This window comes from Delftia sp. DS1230 (assembly GCF_040112715.1).
Taxonomy (GTDB): Bacteria; Pseudomonadota; Gammaproteobacteria; order Burkholderiales; family Burkholderiaceae_C; genus Comamonas; species Comamonas tsuruhatensis.
In genome coordinates, this window is sequence record NZ_CP157763.1 from 5,095,341 (window position 1) to 5,120,474 (window position 25,134).

The window sequence follows — 25,134 nt, forward strand, 5'->3', positions numbered from 1 at the left end:
ACCCATGCCCGTCGCCTATTCCAACGTCTATCTGCATGCCGCAGGCATGTTCCTGCCCGGTGAACCCGTGGACAACGCAGGCATGGATGCCTACGTGGCGCCGCTCAACCGCCTGTCCGAGCGCCTCAAGCGCCGCATCCTGGCCGAGAACGGCATTGTCCAGCGCCACTACGCCATCGACGCCGAAGGCCGCACCGTGCACAGCAACACGGCCATGGCCGCCCAGGCCATCCAGGACTGCCTGGCGCAGGCCGGGCGCGCGCTGGGCGATGTGGGCTTCCTGGCCAGCGGTTCCTCGGGCGGCGATGCGCTCATGCCCGGCTTTGCCAGCATGATCCAGGGCGAGATGGCCGCGCCGCCCATGGAGACCCTGTCCGTGCACGGCGTCTGCGCCGCCAGCGTGGGCGCGCTGCAGGCAGCGGCCCAGGCCGTGGACCGCGCGCCCGACTCGCTGGCCCTGGCCGTGGCCAGCGAAATGCCCTCGCGCCTGTTCAAGCGCTCGCGCTTCGCGGCCCAGGGATACAACACGGACTTCGACGCCCACTTCCTGCGCTGGATGCTGTCCGATGGCGCGGGCGCCGTGCTGCTGGGCGGCCCGCAGGCCCTGCCCGACGCGCCCGGCCTGCGCCTGAAGCTGCGCTGGACGCACCTGCGCAGCTTTGCGGGCGACTACCCGGTCTGCATGCAGCTGGGCCTGACGCCCGACCGCGCCACCAGCCACCTGGATTTTGCCGCCTGGGGCGATGCCGAGGCCGCAGGCGCGCTGTCGCTGCGCCAGGACATCCGTCTGCTGCCGCACCTGTTCGATGTCTGCATCCACGAATACGCCCACCTGGCGCACACGGGCTGGGTGCCCGGGCGCGGCATAGACCACTTCCTGTGCCACTACTCGTCGGAGCGCTTCATCCCCGTGGTGGACGAGCTGCTGGGAAAGGCCCAGCTCGGCATCCCGCGCGAACGCTGGTGGAGCAACCTGGCCTGGCGCGGCAACACGGGCGCGGCTTCCATCTTCGTGATGATGTCCGAGTTCCTGCGCACGGAATCGGCACGCCTGAAGCACGGCGACACCGTGCTGTGCTTCATTCCCGAATCGGGCCGCTTCACGGCCGGCTACATGCTGCTGGAAGTGGAGGATGCGGCCCAGGCGCCCACCGCCACCCCGGCCACGGCCGCAGCACGCAGTGCGACCGCCGAAGCTTCCGCTGCCCCGGACCTGCTGCCCGATGTCTCCACCATCGCCCCGCCCCACGACCCGAACCAGGCCCCGGCCACGCTCGCGCCGCTGCTGACCGAACTGGCCAGCCTCTGGCAGGACTACCGCTCGCGCGTGTGGCGCACGCCGCTGCTGCAGCGCATACGCACAGGCAGGCTGCAGACCGCCGACTACGTGCGCTGGATGAGCCACTGGGTTCCCCAGGTGCGCGAGGGCAGCCTGTGGATGCGCGAGGGCGCGGCCTCGCTCACCGGCGAGCACGCGGCGCTGGCTGCGCTGATCGACGTGCATGCGGGCGAGGAGCAGAACGACTTCCGCATCCTGCACGAGGACTACCTGAAGGCTGGCGGCACCGAGACCGACCTCACCCGCCTGCGCCGCAACCCCGGCGGCGAGGCGCTCAACGCCTATCTGCACGGCCTGGCCGCCACGCCCAATCCCGTGGGCCTGCTGGGCGCCATCTACATCATCGAAGGCACGGGCCAGCGCATCGTGCCCAGCCTGCTGCCGCTGCTGCGCGCCAGCCTGCCGCTGCCGCCCGATGCCTTCCGCTTCCTGGAATACCACGGCGCCAACGACGAACACCACCTGGAACGCTGGCTCATGGCCGTGCAGATGGTGATGGCGCTGGACGGCACAGACGGCAGCGGGGGTACGGCGGCGCAGGCCATCGTGCGCACCGCGCGCCACACGGCGGCGCTGTACCTGATGCAGTTCGAGCATGTCCTGACCGAGGAGAACTGATGCCACCGCCAGACTTCATCGACCAGCCCCACGACGAGCGCGACCCCAGCCCCTGGCGTGCCCTGTACCTGGACCAGAGCACGCCGCTGCCCGACGACGTCAAGGCCGCCTGGCTGCGCGACTGCAGCAGCGGCTCGCGCCAGTACCTGCTGCCCTTCCTGCGGCCGCTGGCGCGCACCAGCATCGTCCTCATCCAGATCCTCAAGGTGCTGCTGCCGCGCAACTGGGCCCACTCCAGGCTGCTGCACCGGCTGCTCGCCTTCAGCATGAACCGCTTCGTCTCGCCCGAGGCCAACTGGCTCATCCTGCGCCATTTCCACCTGGGCTCGCAGATCCTGGCCTTTGTCGCGGCCAATGCGCCCACGCCCGTGTCCACCACACCGCTGGAGCCGGACAGCATCGACGACATCAAGGACGACCTGTTCCTCAGGCACGACCTGAACCTGTTCAACTTCGTCATCCGCCTGAACAACGCGCTGCGCGCCGCAGGCCAGGAACTGCAGCCCGTGGCCGAGCCCGACTTCTCCATGCTGCGCAACCCGCCCCTGCGCCTGGAGGACATGCCGCGCGGGCGCCTGAACCTGCTGGACCTGCAAAGCGCCATCGAGGTCTACACGCCCGTCTACCAGCTGCTGCTGACCGACAACGACTTCTGGCGCGCCAGCAACTCGCTGCAGCTGGACGAGACCGTGGCCATCTATGCGGCCAAGATCCTCGCCTCGCCCGAGCACCTGGTCATGCTCAACAACAAGCACCCGCTGGTGCCCCTGTCCACCCTGCGCGCCGGCCACCGCCTGGTGCTGCACGGCCTGTCCACCGAAATGCTGCACTGCCTGCTGATGAAGGTCGCCAGCGGCGACATCCCCCTGCCCGCACGCGAGCTGGCACGCATGCGCGAAGCCGCCCGCGCCCACGGCAGCGAAACGGCCAGCGGTGCCGACCATGCCAGCAGCGCCAGCAGCACGGCAGCCGTCTGACCCAGGTCAAGGAACAGCGGCGGATTGACGCCATCTGGCGCGAAAACGGTTACATCACGTTGCATTCAGCCGCAGGGCCCGCTAGCCTGCACGGCTTCGCCCTGGCCGCACGCCCGGGTCCCTGCCAGCGCCAGGGCGCCTCCTGCCCTGGCTTGCGGCGCCTTCGAACCGTCCGTGCCATGCCATCGTCGTCCTTTGCGCCTTCAGCCGTACGCTGCAGCGAATGCATGCGTTCGTCCCATTGCCTGCTGGGCCAGTTACCCGAGCCCGCATTCCAGCAATGGCTGCCGCACATCCGCGAACGCGGCTTGGCCAAGGGCCAGAAGCTCCAGGCGCAAGGCTGCGTTGCCCATGAATTCCAGGTGATCAAGCTCGGTTTCGTCCTGGCCATCCGCCGTGGCTGCGACGGCGTGCAGCGGCCCGTGGCGCTGTTCGGCAACGGCCACGCGCTGGGCAGCCCGGGCTGGCTGCAGCAGCCCTCGGCCATGCACTTCGAGGCCCTGGGCCCGGGGCGCATCTGCTGCGTGGACATCGCCACCATCACGCGCCGCGGCCTGGTCGATGCCGCCTTCGTGCGCGCGCTGGCCACCAGCTACACCTGCAACAACGCCCTGCTGGCGGAATGGGCCCACATCGTCCGCATCCCCGGCGTGCTGCGCCAGCTGGCCGCCACCCTGATGCAACTGGCCGCGCTGCAGTCAAGCCTGCTCGTGCGCCTGCCCAGCCAGGGCGCACTGGCCGCCCTGCTGGCCACCACGCGCGAAACCATTGCGCGCAGCCTTGTGCGCCTGGTGCAACTGGGCGCGCTGGAGCGGCCGGATCGATGGCATTGCGTGCTGCAGCCTGCGGTGTTGTCGAGGATCAGTGGGGGTGGGGTGAGGGAGGTGGGGTGAGGGAGGTGAGGTGAAGGAGGTGGGGTGCGAGAGGCGTGGCGGTTGATCGGGCGGACCGGTAGGCTTGCCGACCTGTTGCAACATCAAGCGCCAGGTTTGGCAGAACCGCCGTCCCTGCTCACCATCGCTCCCTTCCCATCGCAACAGTCCGCAGTTTGATGCTCAAGCGCCTCTTCCTCCTGCTGCGCCAGCAAGGTCGCCACGGGCTTGTGAATCAGCGCGGGAATCTGCTCCGCCGGCATGGCGCGGGCGAAGAGCCAGCCCTGGTAGGCGTCGCAGTCCAGGATGCGCAGCAGGCGCAGCTGCTCGGCCGTTTCCACGCCTTCGGCCACCACCTGCAGGCCCAGGGTGCGGGCCAGCGCGATCACGGCCTTGACGATCTTGGCGTCGGCCGGGCTGTCGAGCATGGGGCCGATGAAGGTGCGGTCTATCTTCACGCGCGAGACGGGCAGATCGCGCAGGTGGGCCAGCGAGGAGTAGCCGGTGCCGAAATCGTCCAGCACCACGCAGACGCCTGCGGCAAGCAGGCTGCCCAGCAATTCGCGCGCCTGCTGCGGGTCGGTCATGGCGGCGGACTCGGTGACTTCCAGCTCCAGCAGGTGCGGCGGCACGCCATGCCGGGCCAGGCTGCCCATGAGGCGCTGCTGCAGGTCGGCCTGGCGCAGTTGCTGGGCCGAGAGGTTGACCGCCACGCGCAGCGGCATGCCTGCGCGCAGCCAGTCGCCGGCCTGGCGGCAGGCCGCATCGATCACCCATTCGCCCAGCGCGAGGATCAGGCCCGTGGACTCGGCCACGGGCACGAAGCGCTCCGGCGAGACCCAGCCCATCTGCTCGTCGTTCCAGCGCAGCAGGGCCTCCACGCCCTGGACCTGGCCGCCCAGCACCTGCACCTGGGGCTGGAAATGCAGGCTCAGCAGACCCCGGTCCAGGGCGCGCTTGAGGCGTTCGTGCAGCAGCACTTTCTCGGCCATGGCCTCGCCCATGGCGCTGGCATAGCAGGCGTAGGAGGCACGGCCGCGCTGCTTGGCGTCGTACATGGCCATGTCGGCATAGCGCATGAGGGTGGCCGCATCGCCCGCGTCCTGCGGGTAGAAGGCCACGCCCACGCTGGCGCCGAAGTTCAGCGCGTAGTGGCCGATGGCGCAGGGCCGGCACAGCTCGCCCAGCAGCGCGTCGACGCGCCGGCGCAGGTCCGGCCCGTTGCAGGGATGCAGCACGGCGGTGAATTCGTCACCGCCCATGCGCGCCAGCGTGGCCGAAGTGCCCAGCGCGGCCTGCAGGCGGCGCGCCACTTCCTTGAGCACCTGGTCGCCCACGTCGTGGCCATAGCCGTCGTTGATGGCCTTGAAGTTGTCGAGGTCGAGCAGCAGCAGCGCAAAGGACGCGGGCCCGGTGCCCGAGCCCGAGCCCGAACCCACTTGCGCCTGCGCCTGCGAGATCGCCTGCTCCAGCTGCAACCCGAACTGCCAGCGGTTGAGCAGGCCGGTGAGCGTGTCGTGCGTGGCGTGGTAGTGCATGCAGGCCTCCATCTGGCGCAGCTGCGACAGGTCGCGCACAAAGGCCACGGCCACGCCCCCGCCGTGCGGGGAATGGCCCAGGGCGATGTCCACGGACAGGCGCTTGCCGTCCTTGCGCAGCAGCCACAGGTCCCGCCCCTGCCCCATGGGCCGGCGCGCGGGCTGGGCGAAGTAGGACTGCAGCTGCGGCCCATGGGCCGCATGCGCCTCGGGCGGCAGCAGCATCTGCAGCGGACGGCCCAGCAGCTCGGAGGCGCCATAGCCGCTCATGGCCTGCATGGCGGGATTGGCCAGCAGGATGTGGCCCTTGCGATCCACGAGCACGATGCCGTCGGGCGCGGCCTCCATGGCCACGCGCTTGAGCTCCTCATCCAGCGCCTCGCACGGCCCGATCAGATGGCCGGCTTGCGCGCTCCAGGCCGACGCCATCATGCGGACGGCCCCTTGCCGTGGAAGACCGATGCCGCAGCCTCCAGCGCCTGAGCCTGCGCGGCCAGCTGCTGCGCGTGCGCGATGGTGTCGCGCGCCAGCGTGGCGTTGTGCTGGGTCATCTGTTCGAGCTGCTGCACGGCGGCCTGTACCTGTTGCACGCCACCGGCCTGGGCCTGGCTGGCGGCCTGCATGCCTTCGGCCAGCAGCAGCTGCTCGCGCATGTCGGCCTGCACGGCGAGCATGGCCTCGCCCATTTCGCGCGCCATGGCGCAGCTTTGCGCCACCTGCTGCTGCGATGCCTCGATCAATGCCTTGATCTGGCGCGCAGCGTGGGCGCTGCGCTGGGACAGGCCGCGCACCTCGTCGGCCACCACGGCAAAGCCCTTGCCGTGCTCGCCGGCGCGCGCGGCCTCCACGGCGGCGTTGAGCGCCAGCAGATTGGTCTGAAAGGCAATGCCGTCGATGAGCGAGCTGATCTCCCCGACCTGATCGCTGGTCCGGGCCACGCCGCGCATGCCCTGGTCCAGTTGCGCGACCATGCGGCTGCTCTGCCCGGCCATGTCCACGCCATGCCGCGCGCGGCGGGCGGCCTCGCCGGCCTGGGCGCTGCTGCGCTCTATGGCGCAGGCCAAGGCCTGCATGGCCTGGGCCGATTGCTCCAGGCTGGCGGCGGCAGCCTCGGTGCGGTCGCTCAGTTCGGTGCTGCCCTGCTGCACGGCCAGCGCGCAGCGGCGCACCTGGTCGCTCTTGCCCTGGATGTCGTCCACCAGGGAGACCAGGTTGAGTCCGGTCTGCCGCACGGCGCCGCCGATGGCGCCGATCTCGTCCGTGCGCTGCGTGAACAGTTCCCCCGTCTGCTGCCCGCTGGCCACGGCCTGGGCCTGTCCGCGCAGGGCAGCCAGGGGCATGAGCAGCCTGCTGCGCAGCCACTGCCCGGCCGCCACGCAAGCCAGGCTCCAGAACAGCCAGGCGGGCCAGATCTCGGCCAGCGTCAGGGACAGGGGCAAAGCCGAGGCCCAGGCCTGCAGCGACGGCAACCACAGCCCGGCCGATCCCAGCAGCCACAGTCCCGCCACCATGGCCTGCGCCCGCCAGGCCAGCGGCCTGAAGCGCCACCAGCGCTGCAGCGCGCCCGCGGCGCCACGCCCCACTGGGAAGCCCCGGTGCAGGCCCAGCGAGCGCACGCCGGCATTGATCTGTTCATAGAGCGCCGCATGCTGCTGCACCTCGCACGGCTGCGGCCGGGTGCGCACGGACAGGTAGCCGACCACGGTGCCCGCATGGCGTATGGGACTGGCGTTGGCGCGCACCCAGTAGTGGTCGCCGTTCTTGCGCCGGTTCTTGACCAGGGCGCTCCAGGGCAGTCCTCGCTGGATGGTGGTCCACATGTCGGCGAAGGCGGCGGCCGGCATGTCCGGATGGCGCACGATGCTGTGGGCCTTGCCGTAGAGCTCGGCGGCCTCGAAGCCGCTGACGCGGATGAAGGCATCGTTGGCATAGACGATGCGCCCCTTCAGGTCGGTGACGGAAAGAAGCGTCTCTCCTTCGTTCAAAGGGTACTCACGCTGGGTGACGTACACGTTTCGCCGCATGGATCAGGTCTCTTGGAGATGGGCGGGGCGTCGGCATGACGCTCCAGGCGGGGCCCACTCTAAGCAGTCCTGCGGCGATGCACATCAGGGATGGTGTGCCGCATCGCGCCTAAACGCAGCCAATGTGACGGCGGTCACACTGGCTGCGGCGCGCGCAGGATCAGGAACGCTTTTCCTGCAGCAGGGCCTTGACGTCGGCGCCCAGCACCTGCGGGCCGCCGCCGTATCGCTCATACACGCGCAGGCGGCCGGCCGTGTCGTAGACATAGCTGCCGGCCGAATGGTCCAGCGTGTAGGTGCCTTCGGTCTTGCCGGGCACCTTCTTGTAGAAGAGCTTGAAATCCTTGGCCACGGCCGCCGTCTCCTCGGGCGTGCCGTGCAGGCCGACGAAGCCGGGGTCGAAGTTGCCCAGGTAGGCCTTGAGCACCTCGGGCGTGTCGCGCTCGGGGTCCAGGGTGACGAAGACGCCCTGCAGCCTGTCGCCATCGGCGCCCAGCTGCTGCTTGACCTCGACCAGCTCCTGCAGGGTGGTGGGGCAGACGTCGGGGCATTGCGTGTAGCCGAAGAAGACCACGACGACCTTGCCCGCAAAGTCCTTGATGCTGCGCTGCTTGCCGTTCACATCGCGCAGGGGAATGTCCTTGGCGTATTCGGCGCCCGTGACATCGACGCCCTGGAAACTGGTCTTGGCCTCGCGCGAGCATCCGCTCAGCGCCAGGGCGCCCCATGCCATGGCGGTCACGCCCAGAAAGCGCAGCGCTGTCCGTTTGTTCATGCTTCCTCAACAAGGTAGTTGCCGCAGGCTGCGTGGCCGCAAAGCCTGCGCGCCGCCCGGGCTGGAAAGGGAAAAGGCGAAAGCGTCTGCTGAAGGCGCTTTCGCACAGCCGCAAACCATAACCCATAACCGCAAGACCCCGGCGCTGCGGGGCCTGCCTGCCTCCATGAGACGGCCTGGCTGCCGGCTCGGTTCCTTGGCGCAGGCCTCAGTCGCCGTCGCCGGGGCGTCCCGCCGTGTCCCACGAGGCCGATGCTCGCAGCAGCCGGTCCAGGTCGCGCTTGGCCTTGCCGGCGTCGGCCATGCCCAGCCCGGCGGGCATGCGCATCATCCAGTGGCCCTGCGGGTCCACCACGTACAGGTGGTCCTGCAGCGCATGGCCGGGCGCGGGCTGCAGCCAGCCGCGCAGCACGGCCTCGGGCACGCGCAGCACCGTGGCCTGGGCCAGCGCGGGGCGCAGGTGCGCGGGCACGGGTGCGTCGTCGGAGATGAGCCAGACCCGGTCCAGCCGGTCCTTTTCGCGGCCCAGGGTTTCGCGCAGCTGGCGCTGCAGATAGAGATGGCTTTCGCAGGCGCTGCCGCAAGCCCCGCCCGCCACGCTCAGCAGCAGCCATTGGCCCTTGAGCGACTGCAGCGGTACAGGGGCGCCGTCCAGCGTGGTGGCCGTGGCCGGTGGCAAGGCTGGCTGGTCCGCGATCAGCTCGCCAAAGCTGCGCTGCTGGCCAGGCCGCAGCACGTAGTAGGTGAAATAGGAGGCCACCACGGGCGCGGCGCAGACCGCGAACACGGCCAGCATCTTCCAGCGGCCGCTGCGCGTGCGTTGCGCGCCGGCAAGGCTCGGCTGCAAGGGTGGCAGGCCATGGACAGTCATCTCCAGGGGAGTCTCAGGAGCGGGCATGGCGCGGGCGGACAAAGCGTCGGACGATTTGGAACCAGACATACAAAAGCGTGATCAGGGCCGCAAGTCCAAACCATTGGAACGCATAGCCATGGTGTTTCTCGACACCGGCCGTCACAACAGGCCAGTCGCGCCGCAGGCCTTCGCTGGCTTCGCCGGTCTGCAGCAGGCTCCATTCGCGCAGCGGCAGCCCGGAGGCCACGGCCCATTCGGCAATGTCCACATTCTGTCGGATGCGCGACTTTTGCCCATCAGGGTCTGCCCCTGCACGGCCGAATTCGTAGAGCCGGGACGGCGCGGCCTCCATGCGCCCCTGGACGGTCACCAGCCCTTCGGGCGTCTGCACCTCGGGCAGGGCCGTGCGGTCCAGGAAGTTGCGCGGCACCCAGCCGCGCTGCACGGCGATCACCACGTCCTCATGCGGCGCAGCCAGCCGCAGCGGCGTGAGCACGAAGAAGCCCGGCTGGCCCTGCATCTGGCGGTTGTCCAGGTACAGCGTCTGCCCCGCAATCCAGTGGCCCTGCAATTGCACGGGACGGTGCAGCCAGGGCGCGGCCTCGGGGTTCGGCACCGCATCGGGCTGCACGGCTGCCAGCTGGGCGTTGCTCCACGGCGGCAGGCCCTGCTGGCGCTGCACGGCGTCGAACAGTTCCTGCTTGTAGGCCGCGCGCTGCAGCTGCCAGCGGCCCAGGGACAGCGTGACGGCCACGCCGATCAGCGCGGCCAAGGTGATCAGTACAAACCGCCAGCGCTCTGGCATTCTGGAAACACGCACCGGATAATCCACCCATGAAATTCGTGATCGTTCTCGCCCTGCTGGCCATTGTCGCCAGTCTGGGCAGCGCCCTGTTCTTCATGATGCGCCGCAATCCCGAAGACCAGCAGGGAGCGGGCGACGACAGGCGCCGCAGCCGCGCCATGTTCCGTGCACTGGCGCTGCGCGTGGGCCTGTCCATCGCGCTGTTCCTGTGCGTGCTGCTGGCGGCCAAGCTGGGCTACATCCATCCCACCGGCTGGACCGCCGGGCAATAGACAAGCCCCCTGCCCCCACAAACAAAAAGAAGCGCCCTGGCGCTTCTTTTTGCATGGGGCCGGATACAGACTACATCCAGTAGACCAGCACGTAGAGGAACAGCCACACCACGTCCACGAAGTGCCAGTACCATGCCGCGCCCTCGAAGCCGAAATGCCGCTCGGCCGTGAAGTGCCCGGCATGCAGGCGCATGGTGATGAAGAACAGCATCAGCATGCCCACGAAGACGTGGAAGCCGTGGAATCCCGTGAGCAGGAAGAAGGTCGAGCCGAACACGCCCGAGGACAGCTTGAGGTTCAGATCCGTGTACAGGTGGTAGTACTCGTAGCCCTGCACGCACAGGAAGACGAAGCCCAGGATCACCGTCATCCACATGAAGGCGATGGTGCGGGCGCGGTGGCCGGCCTGCAGCGCATGGTGGGCAATGGTCAGCGTCACGCCCGAAGTCAGCAGCAGCGCCGTGTTGATGGTGGGCAGCCAGAACGGGCCCACGGTCTGGAAGGGCTCGACACTGTTGGCCGGCGAGGCCGTGGCACCCGCTGCCATGCTGGGCCAGACGGCCTTGAAGTCGGGCCACAGCAAGGCGTTGTCCAGGCTGCCCAGCGCGGGCACCGAGTGCGAGCGCGCCCACCACAGGGCGGTGAAGAAGGCGCCGAAGAACATCACCTCGGAGAAGATGAACCAGCTCATGCTCCAGCGGAAGGACAGGTCGATCTTGCGACCGTACTTGCCGGACTCGCTTTCATGCGCGGCCTCCCGGAACCAGAAAAAGAGCACGGCCAGCCACCAGACCAGGCCCAGGCCCAGGCTGTACATGCCCCATTCATGGCCGTTGATCCAGTTGCCCGCGCCCAGGATCACGAAGAACAGCCCCGCCGCCGCCATGACGGGATGGCTGGACTCTGCCGGCACGTAGTAGTAAGGCGTTTTGCCGTGGGTGGTTGCACTCATTGCTCAGCTCCTGACATTCTTGGTTCTGTGTTTCCCGTCTATCACTCTCTGTCCCCGATGGCCGCGCCGCTCAGACCACGAGCCTGACCAGCGCGATCAATCCCAGCACCAGCAGGAAGATGGCCGCCAGCCCCACTGCAATCACATGCAGCGGCGTGATGCGCTCCCCGTCCTGCTGGTACTCGCTAGCCCTGCGCACGCCGAACAGGGACCACGCCACGGCGCGCACCGTGCGCCACACGCTGGGCGGGCGGCGCTTGTCCCCGGGTTGCGGCGCATTCATGAGGCCGGCTCCTGCTTCGGCCCTGCGGCCACCGGCGCATCGCCCGTGGGCGCGGCCGGCGTCCTGCCGCCCACCTCGAAGAAGGTATAGGACAGCGTGATCGTGGTCACGTCCTTGGAGATGCGCGGATCGATCACGAAGGCCACCGGCCACTCGCGCTTTTCCCCTGGCTCCAGCGTGTACTGCGAAAAGCAGAAGCACTCGAGCTTGTTGAAATGCGCAGCCGCCTGGCGTGGCGCATAGCTCGGTATCGCCTGGGCCGCCATGCGGCGGTTCTGCACATTCTGGAATTCGTACATGACCGTGGCCAGCTCGCCCGGATGGACCTGCATGGAGCGCTGCGCCGGCTTGAAGTCCCAGGGCCCGCGCGCATTGGCGTCGAACTCCACGGTGATGGTGCGGCTCTTGTCCACCTGCGAGTTGGCCGGCAGCTTCACATCGCGCCCGGCCGTGCCGTTGCCCGGCACCTGCCGCTCGGACAGCGACAGGATGTTGATGCCCGTGAGCTCGCAGATGTGCTTGTAGATGGGGATCAGCACGTAGCCGAAGGCAAACATGCCCAGCGCCACCACGGCCAGCTTGCCCACCATCTTCGCGTTTTCACTGCGCACGCTCACGGATTGCCCTCCTGTTGCCTTCAAGCGCTCAATGGAGCACGGTGATCTTGATCACGAAGCCGGCCAGAAAGACCAGCGCCACCGATACCAGGATCAGCGCCAGCCGCACATTGGCTTTTCGTTGCTGTGCATCCATTTTTCTGATCTCCATGACTACTGGCAATCTCTGAGACTGTCGCGCCCCACCCCAGGGGCACCAAGGAAGGGGGAAGGCGCGAAGCGACCCAGGCGGTGGTTCATTTCAGCCTATGACGCGGGTCGCCGTCGCATCCAGCTTGGGCGGCGTCTCGAAGGTATGGAACGGCGCCGGCGAGGGCACTTCCCACTCCAGGCCTTCGGCAGCCTCCCAGGGCTTTTGCGGCGCCTTCTCGCCCTTGCCGCGCATGGCGGGCACGACGACGAAGAGGAAGAAATACACCTGCATCAGGCCAAAGCCCAGCGCGCCCAGCGAGGCCACCATGTTGAAGTCGGCGAACTGCATGGGGTAGTCGGCATAGCGGCGCGGCATGCCCGCCAGGCCCAGGAAGTGCATGGGGAAGAAGGTGATGTTGAAGAAGATCAGCGAGCCCCAGAAGTGGATCTGGCCGCGCGTCTCCGAATACATCACGCCCGTCCACTTGGGCGCCCAGTAGTAGTAGGCCGCGAACATGGAGAACAGCGATCCGGCCACCAGCACGTAGTGGAAGTGGGCCACCACGTAGTAGGTGTCCTGCAGCTGGATGTCGATGGGCGCCATCGACAGGATCAGGCCCGTGAAGCCGCCCATGGTGAACACGAAGATGAAGCCCACCGAGAACAGCATGGGCGTCTCGAAGGTCATGGAGCCACGCCACATGGTGGCCACCCAGTTGAAGATCTTCACGGCCGTGGGCACCGAGATCAGCATGGTGGCGTACATGAAGAACAGCTGGCCCGTGACGGGCATGCCGGTCGTGAACATGTGGTGCGCCCACACGATGAAGGACAGGATGGCGATGGACGAGGTCGCATACACCATGGACGCATAGCCGAACAGCTTCTTGCGGCTGAAGGCCGGCACGATCTGGCTGATGATGCCGAAGGCCGGCAGGATCATGATGTAGACCTCGGGGTGGCCGAAGAACCAGAAGATGTGCTGGTACATCACCGGATCGCCGCCGCCTGCGGGGTTGAAGAAGCTGGTGCCGAAATGGCGGTCCGTCAGCGTCATGGTGATGGCGCCGGCCAGCACGGGCATGACGGCGATCAGCAGGTAGGCCGTGATCAGCCAGGTCCAGGCGAACATGGGCATCTTCATCAGCGTCATGCCGGGCGCGCGCATGTTGAGCACGGTGACGATGATGTTGATGGCGCCCATGATGGAGCTTGCGCCCATGATGTGCATGGCCAGGATGGAGGTGTCCATGGACGGCCCCATCTGCAGCGTCAGCGGCGCATACAGCGTCCAGCCTGCGGCGGGTGCGCCGCCGGGCATGAAGAACGAGCCCACCAGCATCAGGCCGGCCGGGATCAGCAGCCAGAAGCTGAAGTTGTTCATGCGCGCGAAGGCCATGTCGGAGGCGCCGATCTGCAGCGGCAGCATCCAGTTCGCAAAGCCCACGAAGGCCGGCATGATGGCGCCGAACACCATGATCAGGCCGTGCATGGTGGTCAGCTGGTTGAACAGCTCGGGGTTGACGATCTGCAGCCCGGGCTGGAACAGCTCGGCGCGGATCAGCAGCGCCAGCACCCCGCCCACCATCAGCATGGTGAACGAGAACAGCAGGTACAGCGTGCCGATGTCCTTGTGGTTGGTGGCGAACATCCAGCGCCGCCAGCCCGTGGGCGTGGCGTGGTGGTGATGGTCGTCATGCCCGTGTCCATGCTCGTGCTCATGCGCATGTTCGTGGCCCTCGCCCGCAGGGCTGTGGATGGGGGGAAGTACGGCGCTCATGCTGTTATCTCCAATCGCTCATCTGTCTTGCGTGCTCACTGCGCAGGGAACTTGCCGGTGCGGGCGGCCACGAACTCGGCCGGCTGCACCAGCTGGCCGGTCTTGTTGGACCAGTGGTTCTTGGCAAAGGTGACCACGGCGGCCAGCTCGGTATCGCTCAGCTGCTTCCAGGCGGGCATGGCGCCGTTGGCACGGCCTTCCAGCACCACATGCATCATCTCGGCCGTGGGACCCAGGACCACGGGGCTGCCGTCCAGCGCCTTGATGGGACCGGCGCCCTTGCCGTTGGCCTGGTGGCAGGCCGCGCAGTTGGCCGCATAGACCTTCTCGCCGCGTGCAATCAGGTCTTGCAGGGACCAGACCTTGCTGGGGTCGTCCTTCTTGGCGGCGGCGATCTTCTTTTGCTCGTCCACCCAGGCCTTGTAGCCGTCATTGGACAGCACCTTCACGTGGATGGGCATGTAGGCATGCTCCTTGCCGCACAGCTCGGCGCACTGGCCGTAGTAGTCGCCGGTCTTCTCGGCGCGGAACCAGGTGTCGCGCACGAAGCCCGGAATCGCATCCTGCTTGATGCCGAAGGACGGCACCATGAAGGAGTGGATCACGTCGTTGGCCGTGGTGATGATGCGCACCTTGCGGTCCACGGGCACGACCAGCGGGTTGTCCACCTTGAGCAGATAGTCGTTGGGTGCCTTGGACACATCGCCGCTGTCGGACAGCACGCGGTGGCTGCTGTCCAGCGTGGAGATGAAGCTCAGGCCCTCGCCTTCGCCGTTGATGTAGTCGTAGCCCCATTTCCACTGGTAGCCCGTGGCCTTGATCGTGACATCGGCGTTGGTGGTGTCCTTCTGCGCCACCAGCACCTTGGTGGCCGGCAGCGCCATGAGCACGACGATGATGAAGGGCACGACGGTCCAGACCACCTCGACCGTGGCCGATTCGTGGAAGTTCGCGGCCTTGGCGCCGCGCGATTTGCGGTGCTTCCAGATCGAATAGAACATCACGGCGAACACGCCGATGAAGATCACCGTGCAGATGATCAGCATCATCCAGTGCAGGTAATGCTGCTCGTGCGCGATGCGCGTGACCGCCGGATGAAGGTTGAGCTGATTGACGGCCGGGCCGCCTGGCAGATCTGTCGCCGCATGTGCAAGGGAGCCTGCCCCTGCCACACTCATCAAGCCCCAGAGAACCAGCCTGGTGGAAATGCTTTTCATAGTTTTCACTTACATCTAAGCCTCGGGTTATCCACTCGCTCCGCTGCGCCGGCGTGGGGGCCGCGCAGCCAGACCGTTCAACGCCTGCCCAAAGGGCAACTCCCGGCCTCAACTGTCCGAGCATGCATGAAAGCGCCGCAGATGTGCCTGCGCGCAATCACCAATAGCGTGCCAGCCGGCATCAACGGCAGCTCGGACGTGGGACCAGGATGGGGGCGGGCCGCCATCCCCGCCTGCGCCTGCAGGCGCATGAACTCGGGGGACAGCAGCAAAGTGGATGGGAGGATGCGCGCGCGCCGGCCCTTCAGGGCATGTGTGCCGTGTGTGCCGTGCGGGCCGGGAGCGGATGGAAGAAGGCAGCGCATGCGGCCCAGCAGTGCGGGCAGCAGGGAACACAGGGACAGAAAGACCAGTGCCCGCTCCCAGAGGAGCAGGCACTGCTGCAGCCGGTGATGATCAAACTTGCGGGCGGGCCACTCTTGAATGCGCCGGCCCGTTCTCGTTCCCGTGGCAAAGCGAAACACCAAATCGTCTCCCCTTTCGGCCTGCGGACCGCTGGTCTTTTCCCGGCCCGGGAAAGCGAGCCCAGGGAAAAGCTGTTGTCTCTGTCAGCTCGGGAAAAGTGTAGACGTTTTTGTTTTCGATCAATGACCGGAAAGCGACATTCAGGCTATCGCAAACCCGTGTTGCGCGGCTGGCGCAGCATGCTGCGCATGTCCTCCAGCGACACGGCGCTGCTGGACTCCAGGCGCACGCGCGGCTGCGGCTTGTAGGCATGGCCGTAGACGATCTCGAAGGTCAGCGCCAGCTGTCCGTCGGGGCCGGCCAGCCGTTCGCGCAAGGCGTCGTGCAGGCGCTGCTGCCAGCGGCGGCCGCGCAGCGCGGCAAAGCGTTGTGGATGGAAGTTGCGGCCCAGCTCGCGCAGCTCCTGCAGCAGCCGCTCGGGCGTGGCAAAGGTCAGCGTGATGTGCTCCATGTCCATCACCGGCTCGCTGAAGCCTGCGTGCACCAGCATGTCGCCCCAGTCATGCATGTCGGTGAAGGCCTGGCCGGCGGGTGGCCAGCCGAGCTGGGCGTAGAGGGCATGCAGTTCGCGCAGCGTATCGGGCCCCAGGCAGGAGAACATCACATAGCCGTCCACGGACAGCGCCTGGTGCCAGCGCGTGATCAGCGCCTGCGGGTCGGCCTGCTGGTGCAGGGCCATGTTGGCCCACAGCATGTCCACGCCGGCGGGCTCGGGCTCGCCGAAGCGCGTGGCGCCCCCGGTCCAGCGCGCGGGCTGCCACCAGCGCGCGCCCAGCTGCTCGCGGGCTGCGGCCTCATGCAGCGGCGAGGCTTCATAGACCAGGCATTCGGACTGCGCATAGCGCTGGCGCAGCAGCGCATGGGCCTGCAGGCCGCCGCGCACGGGCTGCCAGTGGCACCAGCGCTGGGGCGGCTTGACGATCCAGTCCAGCCGCTCCTGCATGCGGCGCGCCACCTCCTCATGCAGCCACGGCGAGGCCGCAGGCGCGGCCTGCTGCCAGCGCAATGCGGCGGCCGGATCGATGGTGGGGGGCAATTCGTGGGACATGGCTGGGCGGGGAATCCGGGCTCCTCGAAAGACAGGCGCCCGGCCCCGGAGCAAAGGGGTGGCGGACGCGGCGCGAGTATATTGACTCCATGCCCAACCTGCCTGCGTCATGGCTTTCGCACTGGCATGCCGGCCTGCCCAGCCAGTGCGCCGTCTGCCGCCGCTGGCCGGCGCAGCGCCTGTGCCAGGACTGCCGCTTGCGCTGGGCCAGGCCGCTGCCGCGCTGCGGGCTTTGTGCCATGCCGCTGCCAGCGGGGCACGGCGCCAGCGGCGGCCAGCAGGTCTGCGGCGCCTGCCTGGTCAAGCCTCCGCCACTGACGCACTGCCTTGCCGCGCTGGACTACGCCTATCCCTGGCACACGGTGATCGGCGACTTCAAATTCCGGGGAGACACCGGCCTGGCACGCAGCCTGGCCGCCCTGCTGCTGGAGCAGCACGGTGCCCGCGAGCAGCTGGAGCAATGCGATCTGCTGCTGCCCATGCCCCTGTCTGCCCAGCGCCTGCGCGAACGCGGCTTTCACCAGGCCCTGGTGCTGGCCCGTGCGCTGTCCGGCCCATCCACCCGCGGCAAGCTGCGGCACCAGGCCGTGCAGCGCGCCCACACGGCACAGGCCCAGCATGACCTGCCGCGCGCCCTGCGCCTGCGCCAGCTGCGCGGGGTCTTTGCGGTGCCGCCTGCGCAACTGCCCCATGTGCGCGGCCGCAAGGTCCTGCTGATCGACGATGTGATGACCACGGGCGCCAGCCTGCATGCGCTGGCCACCTGCCTGCGCCGCGCAGGCGCGGCCGAGGTCAGCGCCCTGGTGCTGGCGCGCACGCCCTGATCGTGGGGGTTCGGGGCCCGGGGGCATAGGCCGCCGCGAGACAATACGGGCCATGTTCCATATCGTTCTCGTCGCGCCGGAGATCCCGCCCAATACCGGCAATGTGATCCGTCTGGCCGCCAACACCGGCTGCAGCCTGCACCTGATCGAGCCGCTGGGCTTTTCCATGGAAGACCGCCTGATGCGCCGTGCCGGCCTCGACTACCACGAGTACGCGCCCGTGCGCCGCCATGCCGACTGGCAGGCCTTCCTGCAGGACTGCCAGCCGGACCGCCAGCGCATGTTCGCCATGACCACGCACAGCAGCAGTCCCGCCCACGCGATCGGTTTTCAGCCTGGCGACTGGCTGGTGTTCGGCTCCGAAAGCAAGGGCCTGCCCCCCGAGGTGCGCGAGCAGTTCCCGCCGCAGCAGCGCCTGCGCCTGCCCATGCTGCCGCAGCAGCGCAGCCTGAACCTGTCCAACGCTGTGGCCGTGACGGTGTTTGAAGCCTGGCGCCAGCAGCAGTTTGCCGGCGCCGCACTGGCCGAGGGCGCGACGGGCGCGGCCTGAGCGACCGGCCTGGGTCGGCGGAAAGTTCCCCGCCGATTGTTTCAACCGCTGAAAAAGCGCATTGCCAATCCAAGGGTTTATCCCGATTCCACACCGTCCTACATTTGAGTCATGGGCTCTACGTTACCAAGCGATTTCCGCAAGGAACGCCCTGTCCCAGAAACAAAACAAAGGACTTGAATCATGAAGAACACCCGCCGTTTTGCCGTCCTGGCCGCCCTCACCGTTTCCGCCTTCGCCGCCCAGGCCGCCGGCTTCGACTACGCCGACAACAGCAGCTACCCGCCCGAAGTGAAGACCCAGAGCACGCTGACACGTGCCCAGGTCATGGCCGACCTGAAGGCCGCCCAGGCCAATGGCACCATGCCCTCCGTCGCCGAAGGCTACCTGCCCATCCAGAACACCGCCACCGCTGGCGTGAGCCGCGAGGAAGTGCGCCGCGAGGCCGCCGCTGCCGAGCGTTCGGGCCAGCTGAACTTCGGCGCCTGAGCCCCAGACCCCGCAACCGCTGCCACCATGCAGCCAGCCCGCAGGTGCCGCCTGCGGGCTTTTTTCATCGCCGGGCCGCCCCAAGATGAAAAGCTCCCTCTTGGGAGGGCAGCGTGGGGGTCAGTTTTCATTCAGGCCTTGGCGCCGTAGTTGCGGGCCACGGACTCGGCCACGCAGGCGGGCTTGTCCGCGCCTTCGCGCTCCACGGTCACCAGCCAGGTCATCTGCAGGCCGCCGGGCTCGATGGGCTCGGCGGCCTGCAGCGTCAGGCGCGCGCGCAGGCGGCTGCCCACGGGCACGGGCGAGGTGAAGCGCACGCGGTTGAGGCCGTAGTTCACGCCCATTTGCGCGCCTTCGATGTGAAAGCAGCTCTGGAAAAACTGGGGAATCAGCGACAGCGTCAGAAAGCCATGCGCGATCGGCGCGCCGAAGGGGCCCTTGGACGCGCGCTCGGGGTCCACATGGATCCATTGCTGGTCGCCCGTGGCATCGGCGAACAGCTGCACCTGCTGCTGGGTGATGGTGATCCAGTCGCTGACGGCGACTTCCTGCCCCACGCAGGCACGCACTTCGGAATAGGAATGGAAGGTTTTCATGCCCCAAATGGTAGGGGCCGGTGCCGCGCGCTCCATGTCGGGCGCGCGACAGCTAGGGTCTGTTGACGTTAATTTGTGGATCGCGTTGCGCGGTTGCGGGGTTGTATGCAAGGCGCTCATGCGCAGCAAGGCCCATGCCTTGCGAGTGTGAGCAACGCGGCAGACGGCCCCGCAACCGCGCAACCCGAAGGGAAGCAGCCTGCCAGCGCGCCACTCGGCGTTGCACTCCTTGTGCGTGTAGGCACACGCACGGCGTCGCGCGCCTTGATTGGCACGCTGGCAGGCTGCTTCGCGACCGCAAATTAACGTCAACAGACCCTTGGGTTAGCCCAGGGAGGGGCTCAGCGCGAGGCGCGCTGCACGAAGAACAGCCCCGTGCCCACGGCCATCAGCAGCGCGCCGAAGACCCGGTTCTGGCTCCGCACCGCACGCGCGCTGCGCATGAAGCCGCGCAGCGCGCTGGCGCTGGCCGCATAGCCGTGCATGACCATGGTGTCCACGGCCAGCATGGTGGCGGCCAGGATCAACAGTTGCAGCCACAGCGGGCGGCTGGTGGTCATGAACTGGGGCAGCACAGCCACCATGAAGATGATGCCCTTGGGGTTGGTGGCATTGGTCAGAAAGCCCGTGAGCACGCGGCGCCGCACGCTGAGCTCGGGCATGGATTCCTGGGTGGCCAGGGGTGCGGCACCCGAGCGCCATTGGCTGATGCCCAGGTAGATCAGGTAGCACGCGCCGACGATCTTCACGGCGTTGAACGCCCATTCGGAGGCCAGCAGCAGCGAGCCCACGCCCGCGCCGGCGATCAGCAAGATGGTCAGCAGCCCCAGCTGCAGCCCGAAGATGGTGGCGCTGCTCTTGCGCACGCCATACGACAGGCCATGGCTCATGGACAGCACGGCCCCCGAGCCCGGGGAGACCGCAATGATCCAGCAGGCCACAAAGTAGGCGATCCAAGTGTGCCAATCCATGCCAAACACCTTAAAAATACGGAGCAGGCCGGCATCTTAAAACCGTGCAGCCGATCTGGCGCACTGCCGCGGCAAAGCCGGATGGGGCGGTGAAGCATTCGGTGGCATTTTTCATCGCCGGGCCGCCCCAAGATGAAAACGGCCCCCTCGGGGGGCGCCCGGCCAGGGGCAGCGGACCTTGCGCAGCAAAGGGAGCGTGGGGGGCATTTTCAACCCTGTCAGAAAGCTGACCCGGCTGTGAGAGTGACACAATCAATCACCCCAGGGTAAACACCAACTCCAAGATCCCGAGCTTCCATGGAACACAGCGCCCCCATCTGGCTGACCTACGGCTTTCTCTATCTCACCGCCGCCGTGCTGGCCGTGCCCATAGCGCGTGCCCTGGGCCTGGGCGCCATCATTGGCTACCTGGGTGCCGGCATTGCCATGGGCCCCTGGGGACTGTCGCTTGTCAGCAATGTGGATGACATTCTTCACTTTGCCGAGTTCGGCGTGGTGCTGATGCTCTTCGTGATCGGGCTGGAGCTGCAGCCCAGCCGCCTGTGGGAGCTGCGCCGGCCCATCCTGGGATGGGGGCTGGCGCAGATGCTGGCCTGCACGGGCGTGCTGTTCCTGGCGGCCTGGGCCTTCGGCTTTTCCTGGCGCGTGAGCCTGATCGCGGGCATGGGCCTGGCCCTGTCGTCCACGGCCATCTGCCTGCAGGTCATGGCCGAGCGCAACCTCATGCGCACGCCCAGCGGCCAGGCCGGCTTTTCCATCCTGCTGTTCCAGGACGTGGCCGCCATTCCCATCCTGGCGCTGATCCCCATCCTGGGCGCGGTCAAGGCCGCCAATGCCACGCACACAGACAGCCACCTGTGGCTGCAGGTGCTCAAGACCGTGGGCACCATCGCCGCCGTGGTGGTGGGTGGCCGCCTGCTGCTGCGCCCCCTGCTGCGCTGGATCGCCCGCAGCCGCACGCCCGAGATCTTCACGGCCACCTCGCTGCTGCTGGTGGTGGGCATTGCCATGCTGATGGTGCAGGTGGGCCTGTCCATGGCGCTGGGAGCCTTCCTGGCCGGCGTGCTGCTGGCAGACAGCGAGTACCGCAGCGAGCTGGAGACCAACATCGAGCCCTTCAAGGGCCTGCTGCTGGGCCTGTTCTTCATGGCCGTGGGCATGAGCATCGATTTCGGCGTGCTGCTGCGCGCGCCCTGGGCCATGGCGGCCATGGTGCTGGGCTTTCTGGCGCTCAAGGGCGCCGTGCTCTACACCCTGGCCCGCGTGCTGAAGCTGCCCTGGCGCGAGCGCCCGGTGTTCACCCTGCTGCTGGCCCAGGGCGGCGAGTTCGCCTTCGTGGTGTTCCAGACGGCGGCGCAGTACAAGGTGTTCCACCACAGCATCTCGTCCATGCTGGTGGCCGCCGTGGCCCTGTCCATGCTGATCGGCCCGCTGGTGCTGGTGCTGATGGACAAGCTGCTGCTCAAGCGCTTTGCCGACATGAAGGATTGCCAGGTCGACGGCGCGGGCCAGGCTGCCAGGGCCCATGAAATCTCGGAGCCGCAGGACGCGCAGATCATCATTGCGGGCTTTGGCCGCTACGGCCAGATCGTGGCGCGCGTGCTGCTGACCCAGGGCGTGCCGGCCACCATCCTCGACCACAGCGTGGAGATGCTGGAAGTGGCACACACCTTCGGCTACCGCGTGTTCTTCGGCGATGCCACCCGCATGGACCTGCTGCGCATTGCCGGCGCGGACAAGGCGCGGGTGCTGGTCATTGCCGTGGACTCTTCCGAGCAATCGCTGAAGATCGCCGCCCGCGTGCGCAAGCGCTTTCCGCACCTGGAGATCGTGGCCCGCGCGCGCGACATGGCCCACTGGTACCAGTTGCGCGACCTGGGCGTGCACCATGTCGAGCGCGAAGTCTTCGAGTCCAGCCTCGTCTCGGCGCGCACCGTGCTGGAGCTCGCTGGCCACAGCCCTGCCGAGGCCCGGCGCACCACCGCGCGCTTTCGGGAGCACAACCTGCAGCTGATCGAGCGCATGTACCCCCACCACAAGGACCAGGCCCAGCTCATCGCCGTGGCCAAGCAGGGCCGCCAGCAGCTGGTCGAGCAGATGGCCAAGGAGCGGCAGGAGGCCCAGGCGCAGCAGGAGAAGGACCAGGCGCCGCAGGAAACCCCGCCCCCGCCCGCCCCCTGAAAACCGGGCCTCAGGACGCGCCCAGCGCCTGCACCATGTGGTCCACGAACTGCGCCAGCTTGGGCAGCTGGCGGCGGTCCGGCAGATAGACCAGGTGCACCGGGCGCGGCAGTGGCACGCAGTCCTGCAGCACGGGCACCAGCCGGCCAGCGGCCATGTCGGCGGCCAGCAGCACCTCGGGCTGCAGGATCAGGCCCAGGCCGCGCAGCGCCGCATGGCGCAGCCCGTCGCCGCTGTTGCAGCGCAGGCGGGCATCGTCGGGCCACTGCACCGGCGCCGAGCCGTCGCCGCGCAGAATCCATTCCGATCGGCGCTGCCAGACCGCGTAGCTCAGGCAGTCATGGCGCGCCAGATCGCCCACGCCACGCGGATGACCGCGCCGCCGCAGGTACGAAGGCGCCGCCGCGATCACCATGCGATAGGGCTGCAGCGGCCGCGCCACCAGGCCTTCGCCGCCCACGGGGCCGATGCGCACGGCCACGTCGATGTTCTCGCCCACCAGGTCGACCATGCTGTCGCTCAATTGCAGATCCACGCGCACCAGCGGATGGGCCAGCTGGTAGTCGGCCACCAGCGGCGCGATCACATGGTTGCCCAGCGTGGTCGGCGCGCTGATGCGCAGCAGGCCCTGGGGCGCGCTGCGGCTGCGCTCCACGGCCGACTCGGCCCAGCGCAACTGCTCGAAGACCTGGCGGCTGTCCTCGTAGAAGCTGCGCCCCACCTCGGTCAGGCTGTGGCGCCGCGTGGTGCGCTGCAGCAGGCGCGCGCCCAGATGGGCTTCCAGTTGCTGCACATGCTTGCCCACCATCACGGCCGAGATGTCCAGGCGCCGCGCGGCCTGGGCAAAGCTGCCGTCCTCGACCACGGCCATGAAGACCTCCATATTGCGCAGCTTGTCCATGGATTGCCAACCAATGCTTAGGAGTACAAAAAGATCCAGCTACTTTATGCCATCCATGATTTGCAAAACACTGGAGGCCTGTTCACCCCCTCAGAAAGAAAACCGCATGAAGATCCTTCTCATCGGTGCCTCCGGCACCATCGGCCGCGCCGTACACGCCCTGCTGGCCCCGCGCCATGACATCGTCACCGTGGGCCGCAACAGCGGCGATCTGCGCGCCGACTTCACGCAGCCCGAGACGCTGCAGAAAATGTTCGAAGCCGCCGGTCAGGTGGACGCCATCGTCAGCACGGCCGGAAAGCTGCACTTCGGCCCGCTGTCCGAGATGACGGCCGAGCAGTTCAACTCCGGCCTGCAGGACAAGCTGCTGGGCCAGGTGCGGCTCGCCCTGCTGGGCCAGCGCTGGCTGCGCGACGGCGGCTCCATCACGCTGACCAGCGGCGTCGCCGCCACCGAGCCCATCCGCCACGGCGCCAATGCATCGACAGTGAATGCCGCCCTCCACGGCTTCGTCACCGGCGCCGCGGTCGAACTGCAGCGCGGCCTGCGCATCAACGCCGTGAGCCCCACCCTGCTGACCGAATCGGCCGATGCCTATGGCTCGGTCTTCCCCGGCTTCGAGACCGTGCCCGCCGCGCGCGTGGCCCTGGCCTACCAGCGCAGCGTGGAAGGCGCCCAGACCGGCAGGGTCTTCGAAGTGCTCTGATCCATGTCTTGCGGCGGGCCCTCGGCAAAGTCCTTGCGTGCCCCGCCCAAAAAGGCTGCGTGCTACGCTGCGCGCCACCATGTTCAACCCCACCCAAGCCGATGTGCGGCGCTTTTTCTGCGGCGTGCGCACCAAGATGCTGAGCGGCGCGCCGATGGAGGCCATAGAGACGCTGGCCAGCCTCTGGATCGCCGAGCATCCCGAGTATTTCGATGACCTTGCCGACGTGGACGCCGCCCTGCTGCGCGACTACGACGCCACGCCCGGCGTGACCAATCCGTTTTTGCATCTGTCCATGCATCTGTCCATCAGCGAGCAGTGCAGCATCGACCAGCCGCGCGGCATACGCCAGGCCGTGGAGCTGCTCAGCCGCCGCCTGGACTCGCTGCACGACGCCCACCACGCCACCATGGAATGCCTGGGGCAGATGCTCTGGGAAAGCCAGCGTTCGGGCCGCCCGCCCGATGGCGAGGCCTACATTGCCGCCGTGCAGCGCCGCGCCACCAGCGACGGTGCCAAGGCCACGGGCGGCGCATAGCGCCTCTGTGCATCACCCTCAAGACAAAGCCCGCGATTGCGGGCTTTTGCTATGGGGTATGGGGCTGCGCGCGATTCACTGCGATTTGTGGCCCAGGCGGAAATGGGGCTGCGGCAGGGTCTGCAGCTCGCCATCGAGGCTGCCGATGTAGTTGGCCAGCGCCTTGAGTTCGCTGTTGGTGAACTGCTTGGCAATGCCGGCCATCACGCCGTTGCTGCGGCCGATATGGGGGTTGCCTTCGGTCTTGTAGGACTTGAGGGCGGAGTACAGATAGTCCGCATACTGGCCGGCCACCTTGGGGTAGCTGGGATCGATGGGTTTGGAAAAGCCCTGGCCGTGGCAGGATACGCAGGCGCCCTTTTGCAGCAGCGCGGCGACCTGGGTGCTGGGCTCGCGGACCTTGGCGTCGGCGGCCTTGGCCACGCCATGCTCGGCGTAGTAGGCCGCCACGTCGGCCATGTCCTGCTCGGTCAGCGGATCGGCAATGCCGCGCATGGTGGGATGCTTGCGTTCGCCCTTCTGGTAGGCCTGCAGCGCGGCCACGATGTAGGGTGCGCCCTGGCCGGAAATCTTGGGGACCTTGTACACCTCGGGGAAGCTGGCCTGGTAGCCCTGGATGCCATGGCAGCCAATGCACATGGCGATCTTCCCCTCCCCTGCCTTTGCGTCACCTTTGCTTTGCTGGGCCTGTGCCACAGAGGTCACAGATGCGACAGCCAGCGCCAATACCGTGGTCAAAGTTTTTATCATT

The 25,134-nt window shown here is 67.6% G+C and carries 26 protein-coding genes; 10 read left to right on the forward strand and 16 right to left on the reverse strand.

The features are described 5' to 3' along the window. The first annotated feature begins 4 nt into the window (after nt 1-4). From AAN986_RS23005 to AAN986_RS23015, 3 genes are all read left to right on the forward strand, one after another. Complete coding sequence (locus AAN986_RS23005) at nt 5-1,957, forward strand: StlD/DarB family beta-ketosynthase (RefSeq protein WP_047219392.1); 1,953 nt, start codon at nt 5-7, stop codon at nt 1,955-1,957. Continuing rightward, on the forward strand, nt 1,957-2,934 hold the full coding sequence (locus tag AAN986_RS23010; protein WP_016450152.1) for a hypothetical protein: 978 nt from the start codon (nt 1,957-1,959) through the stop codon (nt 2,932-2,934). The genes AAN986_RS23005 and AAN986_RS23010 overlap by 1 nt, the downstream gene beginning before the upstream one ends. 227 nt (nt 2,935-3,161) lie before the next feature. Then, nucleotides 3,162-3,827: a Crp/Fnr family transcriptional regulator gene (locus AAN986_RS23015; protein WP_047219391.1), complete on the forward strand. Its 666-nt coding sequence runs from the start codon at nt 3,162-3,164 to the stop codon at nt 3,825-3,827. 83 nt (nt 3,828-3,910) lie between these two features. Here AAN986_RS23015 and AAN986_RS23020 read toward each other — a convergent pair whose 3' ends face one another. The 5 genes from AAN986_RS23020 to AAN986_RS23040 form a co-directional block, all read right to left on the reverse strand. Then, nucleotides 3,911-5,776 carry a GGDEF domain-containing phosphodiesterase gene (locus AAN986_RS23020; RefSeq protein WP_047219390.1) on the reverse strand — a complete coding sequence of 622 codons (1,866 nt, stop codon included), beginning with the start codon at nt 5,774-5,776 and terminating at the stop codon, nt 3,911-3,913. Continuing rightward, nucleotides 5,773-7,368 (reverse strand): methyl-accepting chemotaxis protein, encoded by a 1,596-nt coding sequence (locus tag AAN986_RS23025; protein ID WP_047219389.1) that lies wholly within the window; start codon nt 7,366-7,368, stop codon nt 5,773-5,775. The genes AAN986_RS23020 and AAN986_RS23025 overlap by 4 nt, the downstream gene beginning before the upstream one ends. A 160-nt stretch (nt 7,369-7,528) precedes the next feature. Beyond that, a complete protein-coding gene (locus AAN986_RS23030) occupies nt 7,529-8,143 on the reverse strand; it encodes an SCO family protein (RefSeq protein WP_047219388.1) in 615 nt (204 codons plus the stop codon). Between the two features lie 208 nt (nt 8,144-8,351). Beyond that, nucleotides 8,352-9,041 carry a hypothetical protein gene (locus tag AAN986_RS23035; protein ID WP_016450147.1) on the reverse strand — a complete coding sequence of 230 codons (690 nt, stop codon included), beginning with the start codon at nt 9,039-9,041 and terminating at the stop codon, nt 8,352-8,354. Continuing rightward, nucleotides 9,028-9,801 carry an SURF1 family protein gene (locus AAN986_RS23040; protein WP_047219387.1) on the reverse strand — a complete coding sequence of 258 codons (774 nt, stop codon included), beginning with the start codon at nt 9,799-9,801 and terminating at the stop codon, nt 9,028-9,030. The genes AAN986_RS23035 and AAN986_RS23040 overlap by 14 nt, the downstream gene beginning before the upstream one ends. Nucleotides 9,802-9,830: 29 nt before the next feature. Here AAN986_RS23040 and AAN986_RS23045 point away from each other — a divergent pair, with 29 nt between their 5' ends. After that, nucleotides 9,831-10,073: a twin transmembrane helix small protein gene (locus AAN986_RS23045; RefSeq protein ID WP_016450145.1), complete on the forward strand. Its 243-nt coding sequence runs from the start codon at nt 9,831-9,833 to the stop codon at nt 10,071-10,073. A 70-nt stretch (nt 10,074-10,143) separates the two neighbouring features. Here the strand turns inward: AAN986_RS23045 and AAN986_RS23050 are convergent, their stop codons facing one another. The 7 genes from AAN986_RS23050 to AAN986_RS23080 all read right to left on the reverse strand — a co-directional run bounded on the left by AAN986_RS23050 (nt 10,144) and on the right by AAN986_RS23080 (nt 16,627). Further along, nucleotides 10,144-11,025, reverse strand: coding sequence for a cytochrome c oxidase subunit 3 (locus tag AAN986_RS23050; RefSeq protein WP_016450144.1), 882 nt, complete (start codon nt 11,023-11,025; stop codon nt 10,144-10,146). 70 nt (nt 11,026-11,095) lie between these two features. Then, on the reverse strand, nt 11,096-11,308 hold the full coding sequence (locus AAN986_RS23055; protein ID WP_047219386.1) for a DUF2970 domain-containing protein: 213 nt from the start codon (nt 11,306-11,308) through the stop codon (nt 11,096-11,098). Next, nucleotides 11,305-11,925, reverse strand: coding sequence for a cytochrome c oxidase assembly protein (locus AAN986_RS23060; RefSeq protein ID WP_016453742.1), 621 nt, complete (start codon nt 11,923-11,925; stop codon nt 11,305-11,307). The genes AAN986_RS23055 and AAN986_RS23060 overlap by 4 nt, the downstream gene beginning before the upstream one ends. A 28-nt stretch (nt 11,926-11,953) precedes the next feature. Further along, nucleotides 11,954-12,061, reverse strand: a complete 108-nt coding sequence (locus AAN986_RS23065; protein WP_016450141.1) for a cytochrome oxidase small assembly protein — start codon at nt 12,059-12,061, stop codon at nt 11,954-11,956. A gap of 105 nt (nt 12,062-12,166) precedes the next feature. Beyond that, entirely contained in the window at nt 12,167-13,837 is a 1,671-nt protein-coding gene (ctaD, locus tag AAN986_RS23070) for a cytochrome c oxidase subunit I (RefSeq protein ID WP_016450140.1), read from the reverse strand. Between the two features lie 35 nt (nt 13,838-13,872). Further along, the gene (gene coxB / locus AAN986_RS23075; protein ID WP_016450139.1) at nt 13,873-15,054 is read right to left on the reverse strand and encodes a cytochrome c oxidase subunit II; all 1,182 of its coding nucleotides are present in this window, start codon (nt 15,052-15,054) and stop codon (nt 13,873-13,875) included. 670 nt (nt 15,055-15,724) lie between these two features. Beyond that, nucleotides 15,725-16,627, reverse strand: coding sequence for a hypothetical protein (locus AAN986_RS23080; protein ID WP_047219385.1), 903 nt, complete (start codon nt 16,625-16,627; stop codon nt 15,725-15,727). An 89-nt stretch (nt 16,628-16,716) separates the two neighbouring features. Here AAN986_RS23080 and AAN986_RS23085 point away from each other — a divergent pair, with 89 nt between their 5' ends. The 3 genes from AAN986_RS23085 to AAN986_RS23095 all read left to right on the forward strand — a co-directional run bounded on the left by AAN986_RS23085 (nt 16,717) and on the right by AAN986_RS23095 (nt 18,490). Beyond that, nucleotides 16,717-17,451, forward strand: coding sequence for a phosphoribosyltransferase family protein (locus AAN986_RS23085; protein ID WP_013803988.1), 735 nt, complete (start codon nt 16,717-16,719; stop codon nt 17,449-17,451). A 52-nt stretch (nt 17,452-17,503) separates the two neighbouring features. Then, complete coding sequence (gene trmL, locus AAN986_RS23090; protein WP_047219384.1) at nt 17,504-18,001, forward strand: tRNA (uridine(34)/cytosine(34)/5-carboxymethylaminomethyluridine(34)-2'-O)-methyltransferase TrmL; 498 nt, start codon at nt 17,504-17,506, stop codon at nt 17,999-18,001. 183 nt (nt 18,002-18,184) lie between these two features. Beyond that, entirely contained in the window at nt 18,185-18,490 is a 306-nt protein-coding gene (locus AAN986_RS23095; RefSeq protein WP_016453737.1) for a DUF4148 domain-containing protein, read from the forward strand. Between the two features lie 131 nt (nt 18,491-18,621). Here the strand turns inward: AAN986_RS23095 and AAN986_RS23100 are convergent, their stop codons facing one another. Further along, nucleotides 18,622-19,086, reverse strand: coding sequence for a MaoC family dehydratase (locus AAN986_RS23100; RefSeq protein WP_017406698.1), 465 nt, complete (start codon nt 19,084-19,086; stop codon nt 18,622-18,624). Between the two features lie 341 nt (nt 19,087-19,427). Then, nucleotides 19,428-20,057 (reverse strand): LysE family transporter, encoded by a 630-nt coding sequence (locus AAN986_RS23105; RefSeq protein WP_012203595.1) that lies wholly within the window; start codon nt 20,055-20,057, stop codon nt 19,428-19,430. Between the two features lie 297 nt (nt 20,058-20,354). Between AAN986_RS23105 and kefC the strand changes: the two genes are divergently transcribed. Continuing rightward, nucleotides 20,355-22,238 (forward strand): glutathione-regulated potassium-efflux system protein KefC, encoded by a 1,884-nt coding sequence (kefC, locus tag AAN986_RS23110; RefSeq protein ID WP_047217502.1) that lies wholly within the window; start codon nt 20,355-20,357, stop codon nt 22,236-22,238. A 10-nt stretch (nt 22,239-22,248) separates the two neighbouring features. On the opposite strand, the gene AAN986_RS23115 is transcribed toward kefC, so the two are convergent. Continuing rightward, on the reverse strand, nt 22,249-23,139 hold the full coding sequence (locus AAN986_RS23115; protein WP_016453734.1) for a LysR family transcriptional regulator: 891 nt from the start codon (nt 23,137-23,139) through the stop codon (nt 22,249-22,251). Nucleotides 23,140-23,245: 106 nt separating this feature from the next. Here AAN986_RS23115 and AAN986_RS23120 point away from each other — a divergent pair, with 106 nt between their 5' ends. Continuing rightward, on the forward strand, nt 23,246-23,845 hold the full coding sequence (locus AAN986_RS23120; RefSeq protein ID WP_034347952.1) for a short chain dehydrogenase: 600 nt from the start codon (nt 23,246-23,248) through the stop codon (nt 23,843-23,845). Between the two features lie 79 nt (nt 23,846-23,924). Continuing rightward, a complete protein-coding gene (locus tag AAN986_RS23125; RefSeq protein ID WP_016453732.1) occupies nt 23,925-24,383 on the forward strand; it encodes a DUF1841 family protein in 459 nt (152 codons plus the stop codon). Nucleotides 24,384-24,458: 75 nt separating this feature from the next. On the opposite strand, the gene AAN986_RS23130 is transcribed toward AAN986_RS23125, so the two are convergent. After that, nucleotides 24,459-25,133, reverse strand: a complete 675-nt coding sequence (locus tag AAN986_RS23130) for a c-type cytochrome (RefSeq protein ID WP_016450129.1) — start codon at nt 25,131-25,133, stop codon at nt 24,459-24,461. Nucleotide 25,134: the final 1 nt, after the last annotated feature.